The 14,612-nt window shown below is 66.7% G+C and carries 14 protein-coding genes; 11 read left to right on the top strand and 3 right to left on the bottom strand.

The genetic code is table 11. The features are described from left to right. The first annotated feature begins 10 nt into the window (after window positions 1-10). From SPICUR_RS08885 to SPICUR_RS08850, 8 genes are read left to right on the top strand one after another with little or no spacing between them, the layout of a single operon-like run. Window positions 11-970 (top strand): glutathione S-transferase family protein, encoded by a 960-nt coding sequence (locus SPICUR_RS08885; RefSeq protein WP_023368188.1) that lies wholly within the window; start codon window positions 11-13, stop codon window positions 968-970. A gap of 17 nt (window positions 971-987) precedes the next feature. After that, on the top strand, window positions 988-1,653 hold the full coding sequence (gene ribA, locus SPICUR_RS08880) for a GTP cyclohydrolase II (RefSeq protein ID WP_023368186.1): 666 nt from the start codon (window positions 988-990) through the stop codon (window positions 1,651-1,653). Then, the gene (locus SPICUR_RS08875; RefSeq protein WP_023368184.1) at window positions 1,650-2,726 is read left to right on the top strand and encodes an efflux RND transporter periplasmic adaptor subunit; all 1,077 of its coding nucleotides are present in this window, start codon (window positions 1,650-1,652) and stop codon (window positions 2,724-2,726) included. Before ribA ends, SPICUR_RS08875 begins: the two co-directional genes overlap by 4 nt. A gap of 4 nt (window positions 2,727-2,730) precedes the next feature. After that, the gene (locus SPICUR_RS08870; RefSeq protein ID WP_041382564.1) at window positions 2,731-5,871 is read left to right on the top strand and encodes an efflux RND transporter permease subunit; all 3,141 of its coding nucleotides are present in this window, start codon (window positions 2,731-2,733) and stop codon (window positions 5,869-5,871) included. Further along, the gene (locus SPICUR_RS08865; RefSeq protein WP_041381885.1) at window positions 5,868-6,470 is read left to right on the top strand and encodes a glutathione S-transferase family protein; all 603 of its coding nucleotides are present in this window, start codon (window positions 5,868-5,870) and stop codon (window positions 6,468-6,470) included. The genes SPICUR_RS08870 and SPICUR_RS08865 overlap by 4 nt, the downstream gene beginning before the upstream one ends. Before the next feature lie 12 nt (window positions 6,471-6,482). Then, window positions 6,483-7,175 carry an AzlC family ABC transporter permease gene (locus SPICUR_RS08860; protein WP_041381883.1) on the top strand — a complete coding sequence of 231 codons (693 nt, stop codon included), beginning with the start codon at window positions 6,483-6,485 and terminating at the stop codon, window positions 7,173-7,175. After that, complete coding sequence (locus SPICUR_RS08855; protein ID WP_023368176.1) at window positions 7,168-7,488, top strand: AzlD domain-containing protein; 321 nt, start codon at window positions 7,168-7,170, stop codon at window positions 7,486-7,488. Before SPICUR_RS08860 ends, SPICUR_RS08855 begins: the two co-directional genes overlap by 8 nt. 58 nt (window positions 7,489-7,546) lie before the next feature. Beyond that, window positions 7,547-8,506, top strand: coding sequence for a LysR family transcriptional regulator (locus SPICUR_RS08850; protein WP_023368174.1), 960 nt, complete (start codon window positions 7,547-7,549; stop codon window positions 8,504-8,506). Here the strand turns inward: SPICUR_RS08850 and SPICUR_RS08845 are convergent, their stop codons facing one another. Genes SPICUR_RS08845 through glpK form a run of 3 tightly spaced genes read right to left on the bottom strand, consistent with a single transcriptional unit; the run spans window position 8,507 to window position 10,999 of the window. Then, window positions 8,507-9,019, bottom strand: a complete 513-nt coding sequence (locus tag SPICUR_RS08845; RefSeq protein ID WP_023368172.1) for a TspO/MBR family protein — start codon at window positions 9,017-9,019, stop codon at window positions 8,507-8,509. After that, entirely contained in the window at window positions 9,019-9,462 is a 444-nt protein-coding gene (locus SPICUR_RS08840; RefSeq protein WP_023368170.1) for a VOC family protein, read from the bottom strand. Before SPICUR_RS08840 ends, SPICUR_RS08845 begins: the two co-directional genes overlap by 1 nt. A gap of 43 nt (window positions 9,463-9,505) precedes the next feature. Then, window positions 9,506-10,999: a glycerol kinase GlpK gene (gene glpK / locus SPICUR_RS08835; protein ID WP_023368168.1), complete on the bottom strand. Its 1,494-nt coding sequence runs from the start codon at window positions 10,997-10,999 to the stop codon at window positions 9,506-9,508. Between the two features lie 110 nt (window positions 11,000-11,109). Here glpK and SPICUR_RS08830 point away from each other — a divergent pair, with 110 nt between their 5' ends. From SPICUR_RS08830 to SPICUR_RS08820, 3 genes are read left to right on the top strand one after another with little or no spacing between them, the layout of a single operon-like run. Then, the gene (locus tag SPICUR_RS08830; protein WP_023368166.1) at window positions 11,110-11,961 is read left to right on the top strand and encodes a DeoR/GlpR family DNA-binding transcription regulator; all 852 of its coding nucleotides are present in this window, start codon (window positions 11,110-11,112) and stop codon (window positions 11,959-11,961) included. A gap of 47 nt (window positions 11,962-12,008) precedes the next feature. Continuing rightward, on the top strand, window positions 12,009-13,538 hold the full coding sequence (glpD, locus tag SPICUR_RS08825; RefSeq protein WP_023368164.1) for a glycerol-3-phosphate dehydrogenase: 1,530 nt from the start codon (window positions 12,009-12,011) through the stop codon (window positions 13,536-13,538). Next, window positions 13,538-14,611 (top strand): ABC transporter ATP-binding protein, encoded by a 1,074-nt coding sequence (locus tag SPICUR_RS08820; protein WP_023368162.1) that lies wholly within the window; start codon window positions 13,538-13,540, stop codon window positions 14,609-14,611. The genes glpD and SPICUR_RS08820 overlap by 1 nt, the downstream gene beginning before the upstream one ends. Window position 14,612: the final 1 nt, after the last annotated feature.

The following is a 14,612-nucleotide window of genomic DNA, read 5'->3' as shown; positions in this document are numbered from 1 at the left end:
AGGATATCCGATGGGACTGTTAATCGACGGCGTCTGGCACGATCAGTGGTATGACACCGAATCCACCGGTGGGCGCTTCGAGCGCCCCGCGACGGTGTTCCGCAACTGGATCACCCCCGATGGCGATCACCCGCCGGTCTCCGGGCGCTATCACCTCTATGTCTCGCTCGCCTGTCCGTGGGCGCATCGGGCCCTGATCGTGCGCCGCCTCAAGGGGCTCGAGGCGCATATCGGCGTCTCGGTGGTGCATCCCTACATGGGCAGCGGCGGCTGGCATTTCGATGCCAGCTACCCCGGCGCCACGGCGGATGAGCTGTTCGGGCTCGACTACCTGCACGCCGTCTACCAGAAGGCCGATCCGCACTACACCGGTCGGGTGACCGTGCCGGCGCTCTGGGACAAGGTCCGCGGCACGCTGGTGAGCAACGAGTCGGCGGATCTGGTGCGGATCTTCAACGAGGCCTTCAACGACCTGCCGGGCGTCGACACCGGGCTGGATCTCTATCCCGCCGATCGCGCGGCGCTTATCGATGCGCTCAACGAGCGGATCTATCACGCCGTCAATAATGGTGTTTACAAGGCCGGCTTCGCCACCGCGCAGGCCGCCTATGAGGAGGCGGTGGGGGAGCTGTTCACCGCGCTCGACGAGCTCGAGGCCCGGCTCGGCGATCACCGCTACCTGACCGGTGATGCCATCACCGAGGCCGACTGGCGGCTGTTCACGACGCTGGTGCGCTTCGATCCGGTCTATGTCGGGCACTTCAAGTGCAACCGGCGCCGGATCGCCGACTATCCCAACCTGGGGGGCTATCTGCGTGATCTCTATCAACAGCCCGGGATTGCCGGAACGGTTAATATCGATCACATCAAGCGCCACTATTACACCAGTCACCCGATGATCAATCCCACGGGCGTGATCCCCGTCGGGCCGGTCCTCGATCTGACGGCGCCCCACGGCCGCGGGGCCTAATCCACCCGAGTCAGTCCATGTCCGATTCGCCGCTCGACAATCCGTCCATCGCCCACGAGACCGGTCAGGCCCGCCTGCCCACGCGCTGGGGCACGTTCCGCATCCACGGCTTTCAGGCCGATAACGGCGGCGAGCACGTGGCGCTGGTCATGGGGGATCCGGCCGCCGCCGAGGCATCGCTGGTGCGGGTGCACTCGGAGTGCCTGACCGGGGATGCCCTGTTCAGCCAGCGCTGTGACTGTGGCCCCCAGCTCGAGGCGGCCATGAAGCGGGTCGGTGAGGCCGGCGAGGGGGTGATCATCTATCTGCGCCAGGAGGGCCGGGGGATCGGCCTGCTCAATAAGATCCGCGCCTATGGCGTACAGGACGACGAGGGGGCGGATACGGTCGAGGCCAACGAGGCGCTGGGGTTTGCCGCCGACGCGCGGGACTATGGTGTCGCCGCCTCGATGCTCGGATCGCTGGGCATCTCGCGGGTGCGGTTGATGACCAACAACCCGGCCAAGGTCGAGGGGCTGGAGGCCGCCGGCGTGGGTGTCGTCGAGCGCCTGCCGCTGCTGGCCGGGCGCAACCGCCATAACCACGTCTATCTCGAGACCAAGGCGGCGAAATTCGGGCATCACTTCGAGCCGGTCGGTGGCGCGGGGGGTGATGCACCCGACAACGGGACCGACGGGGCGTGAACCGCAAATCCTACCTCATCGCCCTGGCCGTCGCGCTGGTGCTCGTGACCTGGATGCTGAGCGGGCTTCTGGGCGGCGATGACGCCCCGCCGCCGCAGCCCGGCGCCGGCGCCAGCACGGCGGTGATGGATGTCGAGGTCACCCGGCTCGAGGCGGCGTCGGTGGAGCGGTTCCTGGACAACCAGGGCGATACCCGCGCCGAACACGACATCGAGCTGCGTGCCGAGACCTCGGGCCAGGTCGCCGCGGTGCGGGTCGAAGAGGGCGACCGCGTGGCGGCCGGGGATCCGATCCTGCGGATCGCCATGGGCGATCGCGAGGCGCGCCGGACCGAGGCCGAGGCGCGGGTCAGCCAGCGCGAGGCGGATTTCAGCGCCGCCCGGCGGCTCTCCGGCGATGGCTTTCAGTCGGAGATCGCCGTGCGTGAGGCCCGCGCCGCGCTGGAAGCGGCCCGGGCGCGGCTCGCGACGATTGAAGAGGCGATCGACAACACCACCATCACCGCGCCCATCGCCGGTCAGGTGGAGACCCGCGCGGTGGATGAGGGCGATTACCTGGCCGCCGGCGAGCGGGTGGCGCGGATACTCGACATCGACCCGCTCATCGCCACCGCCCATGTCGCCCAGCAGGATATCGGCGAGGTCGAGACCGGGCGCGAGGCGCGGGTGCGACTCGCCACCGGTGACACCCTCAGCGGTACGGTTCGATATATCAGTGGCGCGGCGGAGCAGGGCTCGCGGACATTCCGCGTCGAGGTGGCCGCCGCCAACCCCGATGGCCTGCCGGTGGGCGTCAGCGCCACTATCCGCATTCCCCTGGGGGCCACCCGGGCGTATTTCCTGAGCCCCGCCTGGCTGGCGCTGGCCGCCTCCGGTGAGGTCGGCGTCAAGACCGTGGACGCCGATCATCGCGTGGTCTTCGAGCCGGTGGAGATTGTCCGCACCGAGCGGGATGGTGTCTGGGTCACCGGGCTGACCGACCCGGTGCGGCTGATCACCGTCGGGCAGGGCTTCGTCCGGGCGGGCGATACCGTCAATCCGGTCCCGGCTGATGCCCCCGCCAACGGCGACTGATCCCATGCGCACCCTGATTGATGCCGCCCTCAGCCGCAGCCGCTCGGTCACGCTGGTCCTGCTGCTGATCCTTATCATGGGGGCGGTTGCCTATCAGGCCATCCCCAAGGAGGCGGAGCCGGACGTCAACATCCCGGTCATTTACGTGTCCATGGCCTATCAGGGGATCTCCCCGGAGGATGCCGAGCGCCTGCTGGTGCGACCCATGGAGCGTGAGCTCTCGAGCATCGAGGGGCTGGACGAGATCAAGGGAACGGCCACCGAGGGCTTCGCCTCGGTGCTGCTCGAGTTCGACGCCGGGTTCGATGCCGATCAGGCGCTGGATGATGTCCGCGAGGGCGTCGACATCGCCCGCTCGGAGTTGCCCCAGGGGGCCGAGGAGCCGCGCGTCAACGAGGTCAACGTGGCGCTCTTCCCGGTGCTCACCGTCGCACTGTCGGGCGCCGTCCCCGAGCGCACACTGATCGACGCCGCCGAGCGCCTGCAGGACGAGGTCGAGTCCCTGCCCGGCGTGCTCGAGGCGGACATTGGCGGCAATCGCGAGGAGCTGCTCGAGGTCACCGTCGATGACCGGGTCATGCAGACCTACGATGTCTCCTATGCCGATCTGTTCAACCTCGTCGATCGCAATAATCGCCTGATCGCCGCCGGCGCGCTGGACACCGGGGCGGGACGGCTGTCGGTCAAGGTCCCCGGTGTCATCGAGGACATGGACGATGTCCGCAGTCTGCCGGTGAAGGTCGCCGACGACCGGGTGGTCACCTTCGGCGATGTGGCGGACGTCCGGCGTACCTTCAAGGACGCCGACGAGTTCGCCCGCGTCAACGGCCAGGCGGCGGTGACGCTGGAGGTCTCCAAGCGTGTCGGCGCCAACATCATCGAGGTCAACGATCAGGTCCGCCGGATCGTCGAGGCCAGCCGCGCGGAATGGCCGTCGTCCATGGAGGTGACCTATCTCCAGGACCGCTCCGATGACATCCGGACCATGCTGCGGGATCTGCAGAACAATGTGCTGACCGCCGTGGTGCTGGTCATGATCGTGGTGGTGGCGGCGATGGGCTGGCGCCCGGCGCTACTGGTGGGACTCGCCATTCCGGGGTCGTTCCTGGCCGGCACCCTCGCCATCCATGCGATGGGCTATACGATGAATATCGTCGTGCTATTCAGCCTCATCCTGGTGGTGGGCATGCTCGTCGACGCCGCCATCGTGGTGGTGGAGCTCGCCGAGCGCCGCCTGACCGAGGGCTGGTCGGCGCTGGAGGCCTATCGCTACGGCGCCCGGCGCATGAGCTGGCCGATCGTCGCGGCGACCATCACCACGCTCTCGGTGTTCGTGCCGCTGCTGTTCTGGGGCGGTGTGGTCGGGCAGTTCATGAAATACCTGCCGATCACCGTGATCGTCACGCTGACGGCATCGCTCGCCATGGCGCTGGTGTTCATTCCGGTGCTGGGCAGTCGGTTCGGGCGCCGCGAGGCGACCCAGGGCAGCCACCACCGCCGCGTGCGCATCGCCGAGGATGGCGATCTGAACACCCTCGATGGCTTCAGTGGCGCCTATCTGCGGATGCTGCGCGGCGCCCTGAATATGCCCGGCACGGTGCTGGTGGTGATCCTGGCGGTGGTGGTGTCGACCTATATCGCCTACGCCCGCTTTGGCGTGGGGGTGGAGTTCTTCCCCTCCACCGAGCCCGACTATGCCCGCGTCCAGGTCCAGGCCCGGGGTGATCTGTCCATTCGCGAGAAAGACGAGCTGGTCCGGGCGGTGGAATCGCGCCTCAGTGGCTTTGATGAAGTGGATTTCGCCTATGCCCGAACCTTTGCCGATCCGACCCGGACCGGTGGTCAGTCGCTGGCGCGGGATGCCATCGGGGTGGTGCAGCTCGATTTCGTCGACTGGACGCAGCGCCGGCCAGCGGCGGTGATCATCAAAGACATCCGTGCCGCGCTGGCGGATATCCCCGGTATCCGCATCCAGATCGCTGAACAGACCCAGGGGCCGGGGCAGGCCAAACCAGTGGAGCTGCAGGTCTCGGGGCAGCCGGATCGCCTGGCGACGGGGGTTGAGGCGCTGCGCACGCGCATGAGCCAGCTGGGCGGCTTCGCCGATGTCGAGGATAATCGACCGCTGCCGGGCATTGAGTGGGCGCTGCGGGTGGATCGCGAGCAGGCCGCGCGCTACGGCGCCGACGTCCAGCTGGTGGGTAATGCCGTCCAGCTGGTGACCAATGGTGTGCTGATCGCCGATTACCGGCCGGATAACGCCGACGACGAGCTCGACATCCGGGTGCGCTATCCGGTGGCCGACCGCAGCCTCGAGAGCCTTGGCCAACTGCGGGTGCCGACCCGTCATGGGCAGGTGCCGGTGAGTCACTTCGTCGACTTCGAGCCGTCACCCAAGACCGGGACGCTGGAGCGGATCAACGGCCAGCGGGTCCTGACCGTGAACGCCGATGTTGCCGCGGGGCGGCTGGTGGACGAGCGGGTCCAGGCACTGCGCGGGTCGATCGCCGATGAGCCGCTGCCCGAGGGGGTCAGCGTGCGGTTCAAGGGCGAGGACGAGGATCAACGCGAGGCGCAGTCGTTCCTGAGTGTGGCGTTCGGGGTGGCGGTCGCACTGATGTGCATCATCCTGCTGACGCAGTTCAACAGCGTCTACCAGACCGTGCTGGTGCTCTCCGCCATCGTGCTGTCCACCGCCGGCGTACTGCTTGGTCTGATGATCACCCAGCGGCCGTTCGGTATCGTCATGGGCGGTGTCGGGATGATCGCGCTGGCGGGGATCGTGGTGAACAACAACATCGTGCTGATCGATACCTATAATGCCCTGCGCGCCCAGGGGCAGCCGGTCGCCGAGGCGATCCAGCGGACCGCCGCCCAGCGCCTGCGTCCGGTGCTGCTCACCTCGGTGACGACGGTGCTGGGGCTGATGCCCATGGTGCTCAAGCTGAACGTCGATCTGCTGGGCCGGAGTATCGAGTTCAACGCACCCTCCACCCAGTGGTGGGCGCAGCTATCGGCCACCATCGCCGGTGGCCTGACTTTCGCGACGCTGCTCACGCTCGTGCTCACGCCCTGTCTGCTGATGCTGGGGCATAATACGCATCAGGCGCTGGCGCGCCGAAAAACGGGGGGGACACCGGCATGAGACTCTTCACATCGCCAACATCGCCATACGCGCGGTTGGTCCGGGTCGCGCTGATCGAAAAGCATCTCCAGGATCGGGTCGATTACCGCTTCGTCGATCCCTGGGCGTCGCCGGCGGAACTGCTCGCGGTGAACACCCACTCGCGGGTGCCGACGCTGGTCATGCCCAGTGGTCAGGTGCTGACCGAGGCCGGTGTCATCGTGCTGTTCCTGGAGCGGCGCTATCCGGAGCCACGGCTGATGCCGCGGGATACCGTCGAGCGGGTCCATGCCCGGTTGGGTCAGGCCATCGGCTGTATCGATGCCGGCGTCGGCGTGCTGACCGAGCGCCGCTATGGCGATCCCAATACACCGCTCGCCCGCCGGCGCTTCGAGGGTCTCCAGCGTGCCACCGAGAGCGTCGCCGATGCGGTCGACCCCGGTGCCTCGGCGCAGGATCCGGATCTGGGTGATCTGGCCGCGGTGCTGGCCCTTGACTGGGTGCGGTTCCGCTTCGGCGCGGAGGTGCCGTGGCGCGATGGGCAGCCGGCGGTGGGCGACTGGCTGGATCAACTGCTCGGGCGGCCGTCGTTTGTGGCGACCGCACCGCCCGAGGGCTGACCGCGCCAGCCCATGACATCCCCCCGTCGACAGGCGTTCGCCGATGGCCTGAGAGCCGTTGCGCCCATGGTCGCCGCCATTGTGCCGTTTGGTGTCACGGCCGGTGTTGCGGGGCTCGACGCGGGGCTGGGGGCGGCGCTGACGATGGGGATGTCGGTGATCGTCTTCGCCGGTGCCTCGCAGCTCGCGAGCATCCAGCTCATCGATGCCGGCGCGGCAGCCCCTCTGGTGGTGATCACGGCGCTGATCATCAACCTGCGCATGCTCATGTACAGTGCCCATCTGGCGCCGCATTTCCAGCACCTGACGGCGGGCTGGCGCTCGCTGATGGCCTATATCCTCACCGATCAGGCCTATGCCCTGACCATCTCGCGGGTGATGACCGAGGGCGGTGACCGCTGCAGTCACTGGTTCTACCTCGGCGTGGCGCTGCCGCTGTGGGGCGTCTGGCAGCTGGCGACGGCGTTCGGCTACTGGGCCGGGACGGCGATGCCGCCGGCCTGGGAGCTGGGGTTCATCGTGCCGCTGATCTTCCTGGCACTACTGATGATGTCGATCAACAGCCGCCCGGGTGTCATCGCGGCGCTGGTGGCCGGATCGCTGTCGGTGCTGGGCCGTGATCTGCCCGCTGGGCTCGGTCTGACGCTGGCCTCGCTGGCGGGGATCGCCGCCGGCGTGATCGCGGAGGGATGGCGGCGTGATTGATCCGCTCTGGGGGGTGATCGCGGTGATCGGGGCGGGCACGTTCGCCTGGCGCGGGGCGTTTCTGGTGTTCGGTCATGGCCTGCGGATGCCCGATCTGGTGCGCCGCGGCCTCAACTACGTCCCGCCGGCGGTGTTCGCGGCACTGGTGCTCCCCGGGCTCGTTCAGTGGCAGACGGACGGGACGATGGATGCGGCCCGGCTGCTGGCCGGCGCGGTGGCGGCATGGGTGGCCTGGCGTACCCGGGCGACGCTGCCGACGCTGATCATCGGGATGATCGCGCTCTGGGCCCTACGGGCCCTGTTGCCGGCCTGATGGGCACACGGCCGGCGGCAATGGCATACGATGGGGACAGCAACGAATAGGTGGAGTGATGGATCAGGCGGCGGAAATGCATATGTTCGTCCGGGCGGTGGACCGTGGGAGCTTTTCCTCGGCCGCCCGCGATCTCGACCTCACACCCTCGGCGGTGAGCAAGCAGATCCGCCGCCTCGAGGATCGCCTCGGCGTGCGGCTTTTCAACCGCACGACCCGGCGCGTGAGCCTGACCGAGGTCGGGCATGCCTACTACGAGCGCTGCTCACGGATCATCCAGGAGATCGAGGAGGCCGAGGAGGCGGTCACGGCGCTCAATGAAAACCCGCGCGGGACGCTTCGGGTGGCGGCGACCGTGGCGTTCGGCCGGGTCGAGGTGCTGCCACGGATCCAGGAATTCCTGGCCCGCTATCCCGAGCTCAATATCGAGTTCGAGCTCACCGACCGGCAGGTCGATCTGATCGAGGAAGGGATCGACGTGGCCATCCAGTGGCGCGAGCAGATGGATGATCCCTCGCTCATCGCCCGGCGGCTGTGCGTCAATCGCCGCATCATCTGCGCCTCACCCGACTACATCGCCCGGCATGGTGCGCCTGAGAGTCCCGAGGCGCTGCTCTCGCACAATTGCCTGACGCTCTACGAGGTCTCGCAGCTCAACGACTGGGCCTTCGAGGACCCGGTCCAGGGCCATCGCACGCTGCATGTCAAAGGCAACTTCCGCGCCAATACCGCCGATGCCCTGTATGAGGCGGCACTGGCGGGCGTGGGGCTGGCGCGGCTGTCCACCTGGCTGGTGATGCCAGCGATCCGGCGCGGCGATCTGGTACCGGTGCTGCCGCAGTATCCCCACGAGCGCTCGGCGTATTTCCTGCTCTATCCCCATCGCCGGCATCTATCCCGCAAGGTCCGCGCGTTCGTGGACTTCCTCGTCGAGGTGTTCACCCCGGTCCCGCCCTGGGAGCGGGAGGGGATCGAGTTCACCGAGGCCGAGTGGCGGGAGCGGATCGAGCGCGGCTGATCAGGCCGGTGGCGCCGGCCCGTTGAGCAGGATGATGGCGATGTTCAGGTAACCGGCATAGCTCACCCAGACCAGGTAGGGGGCGAGCAGCCAGGCGGCCGGCGGGTGGACGCGGCGGAATCGCAGCATGGTGAGCGCGATGAGCGCCCAGAGCACCACCAGATCCACCAGCGCCAGATCGGGGCGGTGCCACTGGAAGAACAGGATGCTCCACAGCCCGTTGGCGCCGAGCTGGGCGATGAACGGCACCAGCACCGCGAGTCCGCCCACCAGGCCCGTACGCCGCCAGACCTGCCACGCCGCGGCGATCATCAGGCCGTAGAGTGCAGTCCAGGCAATCGGGAAGAGCAGGTCCGGCGGCGTCAGGGGCGGCTTTTCCAGCGCCGCGTACCAGTCGCCGGGTGGGCTGAGGATGCCGCCCATGGCGGCGATCACAACCAGTAGCGTCCAGCCGGCCAGCCCCCACCGGTCACGGCGCCGGTCATCCATGGGCCGTGCGCCGGCCGCGGGCATTACCAGCTCCCCGTGTTGGCCATGGATGCCCAGGGTTCCCGCGCGGGCAGCGCATCGCCGCTCTGCAGCAGCTCCACCGAGATACCGTCCGGGGATTTGACGAACGCCATGTGACCGTCCCGTGGGGGGCGGTTGATGGTGACGCCATGATCCATCAGATGCTGGCAGAGGCCATAGATATCGTCGACGCGATAGGCGAGGTGGCCGAAGTTGCGGCCGCCACTATAGGTCTCCGGATCCCAGTTGTAGGTGAGCTCGAGCATGGGGGCGCGATCACTCGAGCGGGCCCGGTCACCATCCGCTGGCGCGGCGAGAAAGATCAGCGTGAACCGCCCCTTCTCGCTGTCGTGGCGGTTGATCTCCTCCATGCCCAGCAGATCGCGGTAAAAGCGCAGGGAGTCATCGATATCGCTGATGCGGACCATCGTGTGCAGGTACTGCATTGAGCCTCCGGCGTCGTGATCAATAGCGACCATGATAGCGTTTTCAGCGCCCGGTGGTCAGGGTCCGTCGCACGGCATCATGCCAGCCCTCGACGATATGCTCCCGGGTCTGGTGGGAGATGGCCGGCTTGAAGCGGGCATCCAGCGACCACTGCGACTCGAGGCTCTCCAGCGATTCATACAGTCCGTGCTGCAGTCCGGCCAGATAGGCCGCGCCCAGCGCGGTGGTCTCGATGATCCGGGGCCGCTCGACATCCAGCCCGGTCAGATCGGCGAGCCGCTGGAGCAGCCAGCTATTGGCCACCATGCCGCCGTCGACGCGCAGCGTCGCCTGCTGGGTGTGGGAGTCATCGGCCATGGCCTCGAGCAGGTCACCGGTCTGCAGGCAGACCGAATCCAGCGCCGCATGGACGAACTCGGCCACCCCGGTGTTGCGGGTCAGCCCGAAAATCGCGCCCCGCGCGTTCGGATCCCACCACGGCGCGCCCAGGCCGGTGAACGCCGGCACCATATACAGGCCCTCGGCCTCGGCATCATTGGCCAGGCCTTCGCTCTGCGAGGCGTGGGCGATGATGCCGAGCTCGTCGCGCAGCCACTGAATGGCCGCGCCGGCGATGAAGATCGCCCCCTCCAGCGCATAGGTGGGCTGACCGTTGATCCGGTAGGCCGTGGTGGTGAGCATGCGGTTCTCGGAGGGGACCGCCTCGGTGCCGGTGTTCATCAGCGCGAAACAGCCGGTGCCGTAGGTGCTCTTGATCATGCCCGGCCGAAAGCAGCACTGGCCGACAACGGCGGCGTGCTGGTCACCGGCGATGCCCTCGATGGGCAGCGCGGTGCCAAGGATGTCGGCCTCGGTGGCGCCGAACTCATCGGCACTGTCGAGGACCTCGGGGAGGATCGAGGCAGGGATGTCGAACAGCTGCAGGAGGTCGTCATCCCAGGCCTGGCGATGGATGTTGAAGAGCAGGGTGCGACTGGCGTTGGTCGCGTCAGTGGCATGACTGCGACCCCGGGTGAGGTTCCACAGCAGCCAGGTGTCGACGGTGCCAAAGGCGAGTTCGCCCTTCCGGGCGCGCTCGCGGGCGCCGCGGACATTGTCGAGGATCCAGGCGATCTTGGTGGCGGCGAAATAGGGGTCGAGCAGCAGCCCGGTGCGCTCCGCCACCATTGCCTCGTGGCCGGCGGCCTTGAGTGCCGCGCAGCGCTCGGCCGTGCGCCGATCCTGCCAGACGATGGCGTTGTGGACGGGCTCGCCCGTGCGCCGGTCCCAGACGATCGTGGTCTCGCGCTGGTTGGTGATGCCGATGGTGCGGGCGTGGACACCCGCCGCCTTGGCCGCCTTGATCGCGCGTCGGCTGGTGTCGACCGTGGTGTGGAAGAGGTCCTGCGGCTCATGCTCCACCCAGCCGCTGTGCGGATAATGCTGCGGGAATTCCTCCTGCGCGGTGGCCACGATATTGCCCTCGAGATCGAAGACAATCGCGCGTGAGCTCGTCGTCCCCTGATCGATGGCCAGGATGCCTTTGTTATCCGCCATGCCGCTGCTCTCCTCCGGTGTGATTGCGCCCTTGTGCTAAGCCGGTATGATCGAACGCAAACGAAAAATGTCAAGTTCGGTGCTCACAACCGAACCCAAGGAGGTGCGCTTTGATCGGGGCAGCGGATCGACCGGTCGGGCTCAATCGTCGGCAGCAGGCGATGCTCGATCTCGTCCAGGAGCAGGGGTTCGTCTCGGTCGAGGCGCTGGCGCAGCACTTCGCCGTCACCGCCCAGACCATCCGACGCGACATCAACGCCCTGTGCAGCGGCGGTCTGCTGCGCCGCTACCATGGCGGTGCCGGATTGCCCTCCAGTGTCGAGAACGTCAATTATCAGGCGCGGCGCATCCTTCTGCCCGAGGCCAAGGCCCGGATCGGTCGCGCGATCGCCGCGCGCATCCCGGACAAGGCCTCGGTGTTCATCACCCTGGGGACGACCACCGAGGCAGTGGCGATGGCGCTGCGCGAGCATGATGGGCTGCGCGTCATCACCAACAACCTCAATGTGGCGACGGTGCTGGCCGATAGCCCCGGCTGCGAGGTGATCGTGGCCGGCGGGGTGGTGCGCCGGCGCGATCGGGGCATCACCGGCGAGGCGACCATCGATTTTGTCAATCAATTCAAGGTCGACTATGCGGTTCTGGGTATTTCTGGCATTGAGGCCGATGGCACATTGCTCGATTTCGATTACCACGAGGTTCGAGTGATACAGGCGATTCTGCGCAATGCGCGCTCGACGCTGCTCGGCGCCGATCACAGCAAGTTCGGCCGCAATGCGATGGTGCGCGTGGCGGATATCAGCGCGATCGATGAACTCTACACCGATGCCGAACCGCCGGCGTTCGTGCGCCGCGCCATGGCGGAGAACGGCGGACGGCTGGTCGTGACCGACAGCGATGACGGACCTGCGGATTCACTTGACGCCCACCAGCGGGGTGGTATGTTTGAAAACGAACATTAAAAGGCGGCAGTATAGTCGCCAACATTGGAAACGGAGGAGAGGCACCTGTGGCTTCCGAAGGTCAGCAGACTGACCGCTACGACCTGGTGGTCGTCGGCGGTGGTATCAACGGCGCAGGGATCGCACGTGACGCGGCAGGTCGCGGCCTCCGCACGCTGCTTGTCGAGCAGGGCGATCTCGCCAATTACACATCCTCCGCCAGCACCAAACTCGTGCACGGCGGTCTCCGCTATCTCGAATACTACGAATTCCGGCTGGTTCAGAAGGCGCTCAAGGAGCGTGAAGTGCTCATGGGCATCGCCCCGCACATCATCTGGCCGCTGCGGTTCGTCATGCCGCACGTCAAAGAGCTGCGGCCCGCGTGGATGATCCGCATGGGGCTGTTCCTCTACGACCATCTGGGTGGACGCAACAAGCTGCCCGGCTCCAAGGGCCTCAACCTGCAGACCCACTATGCCGGCGCGCCGCTCAAGGATGGCGTGACCAAGGGGTTCATGTACTCCGACTGCTGGGTGCAGGACTCGCGTCTGGTGGTCCTCAACTGCATGGACGTCGAACAGCGGGGTGGCACGGTGCTGCCGCGGACCCGATGCACGGGTGCCGAGCGCGGCGACGATGAGTGGAGCGTAGAGCTCACCGATGCCGTGACGGGCGATGTTCGAAATGTTCATTCGCGTTCGGTTGTGAATGCAGCCGGCCCCTGGGTGGCGAAGTTCCTGGGCAGCGAGATGGCCGTCAGCAACAGCAAGGACGTGCATCTGGTCAAGGGCAGCCACATCGTCGTGCCAAAGATGTTCGATCACGAGGACTCCTACCTCTTCCAGAATTCCGACGGCCGCGTCATTTTCGCCATCCCCTACGAGCAGGACTTCACCCTGATCGGCACCACCGATGTCGCCTACGAGGGCAACCCCGCCGAGGCGACCGCGAGTGACGACGAGATCCAGTATCTCTGTGATGCCGTGAATCGCTATTTCAAGGAAGAGATCGCGCCGAAGGATGTGGTCTGGACCTACTCCGGGGTGCGGGCGCTCTACGACGAGTCCGAGGAGTCCGACGTCTCAGCGGTCAGCCGCGACTACAGCCTCGATCTTGATGATAAGGGCGCGCCGCTGCTGTCGGTTTTCGGTGGCAAGATCACCACGTACCGGACCCTCGCGCGCCAGGCGGTCGATCAGATCGCGCCGCTGGTGGGCGCCAGCATCGCCGACTGGACGGGCGATGAGGCCCTGCCGGGTGGCGACATCCCCGATGGCGACTTCGAGGCCTATCTGGCGCAGCTGCGCCGCGGGCGGCCGTGGCTGCCGGAGACGATGGCCTGGCGGCTGGTGCGCAATTACGGCACGCGGATCGAGACCATGCTGGGGGACGCTCAGTCGCTTGATGACCTGGGCGAGCATTTCGGATCCGACTGCTACGAAGCGGAGCTCCGCTATCTGGCGGAGCATGAGTGGGCGATGACCGCCGAGGACGCCATCTGGCGGCGCAGTAAGCTGGGCCTGATGTTGGATAGCGATCAGCGCGAGCGGGTGAGCGCCTGGTATACGGGACAGGAGAAAAAGAGGGCAACTGCATAATGAGTCTCGTCCTGGAGGGGGTGAATCGCACTGTTGACGGTGAGGCGCATCTGCGCGATGTGAACCTCACCTTCCAGCGCGGCGAATTCAATGTGCTGCTGGGCCTGACCGAGGCCGGTAAGACCAGCATGATGCGGATCATGGCGGGGCTCGAGCGGCCCAATACCGGCCGTGTCATGGAGGATGGCCAGGACATGACCCGCGTGCCGGTGCGCAAGCGCTCCGTGGGGATGGTCTATCAGCAGTTCATCAACTATCCATCGCTGTCGGTCTACGACAATATTGCCTCGCCGCTGAAGCTGGCCAAGATCTCCGATGACGAGATTGACCGGCGCGTGCGCACCGAGGCCGAACGGCTGGGGATCGATCACCTGATCGACCGGTTGCCGGCCGAGCTGTCCGGCGGGCAGCAGCAGCGCTGTGCCATGGCGCGGGCGCTGGTGCGCGACGCCAAGCTGGTGCTGCTCGACGAGCCGCTGGTCAATCTCGACTACAAGCTCCGCGAGGGGCTGCGCTCAGAGCTGCGCAACCTGTTCGCCGACCGTGACACGGTGGTGGTCTATGCGACCACCGAGCCCGAAGAGGCCCTGGTGCTGGGTGGCAAGACCACCGTGCTCCACGAAGGGCAGGTGATCCAGCACGGTGTGACCGCGGAGTGCTATCGCCATCCCGCCAATACCACCGTGACGCAGGTATTCGCTGACCCACCGATGAACCTTATGCCGATCCAGGTCGACGACGGACGGGTCAAGGTCGAGGGACTGTTCGACCAGCCGCTGCCGGAGCAGATGAAAGATCTCGTTCCCGGGCGCTACACCATGGGCATCCGTCCGCATCACCTGTTCGTCACGCCTGCTGATGACCGCGTTGTCGTGCACGGCACGGTGGAAGTGGCGGAAGTGGCCGGTTCGGTGACTTATGTCCATCTCGAGGTCAACGGCCATGACTGGGTCGTGGAGGAGCGCGGGGTGCATGTGGTGCATCCGGGGGATCGCTTCGACGTGCACGCCGACCTTAACCGGGCCTACGTATTCGACAGCGCGGACCAGTTGGTGGCCGCGCCGCAGCAATAAC

The sequence above is a fragment of the Spiribacter curvatus genome (genome assembly GCF_000485905.1).
GTDB lineage: Bacteria > Pseudomonadota > Gammaproteobacteria > Nitrococcales > Nitrococcaceae > Spiribacter > Spiribacter curvatus.
Note: the sequence above shows the minus strand (reverse complement) of the source record. Positions and strands in the feature narration are given on the sequence as shown.

Bases quoted from the DNA above. Each gene is read 5' to 3' on its own strand.
- SPICUR_RS08885 (WP_023368188.1), top strand. From the start codon at position 11: ATGGGACTGTTAATCGACGGCGTCTGGCACGATCAGTGGTATGACACC.
- ribA (WP_023368186.1), top strand. From the start codon at position 988: ATGTCCGATTCGCCGCTCGACAATCCGTCCATCGCCCACGAGACCGGT.
- SPICUR_RS08870 (WP_041382564.1), top strand. From the start codon at position 2,731: ATGCGCACCCTGATTGATGCCGCCCTCAGCCGCAGCCGCTCGGTCACG.
- SPICUR_RS08865 (WP_041381885.1), top strand. From the start codon at position 5,868: ATGAGACTCTTCACATCGCCAACATCGCCATACGCGCGGTTGGTCCGG.
- SPICUR_RS08860 (WP_041381883.1), top strand. From the start codon at position 6,483: ATGACATCCCCCCGTCGACAGGCGTTCGCCGATGGCCTGAGAGCCGTT.
- SPICUR_RS08850 (WP_023368174.1), top strand. From the start codon at position 7,547: ATGGATCAGGCGGCGGAAATGCATATGTTCGTCCGGGCGGTGGACCGT.
- SPICUR_RS08845 (WP_023368172.1), bottom strand. From the start codon at position 9,019: ATGCCCGCGGCCGGCGCACGGCCCATGGATGACCGGCGCCGTGACCGG.
- SPICUR_RS08840 (WP_023368170.1), bottom strand. From the start codon at position 9,462: ATGCAGTACCTGCACACGATGGTCCGCATCAGCGATATCGATGACTCC.
- glpK (WP_023368168.1), bottom strand. From the start codon at position 10,999: ATGGCGGATAACAAAGGCATCCTGGCCATCGATCAGGGGACGACGAGC.
- SPICUR_RS08820 (WP_023368162.1), top strand. From the start codon at position 13,538: ATGAGTCTCGTCCTGGAGGGGGTGAATCGCACTGTTGACGGTGAGGCG.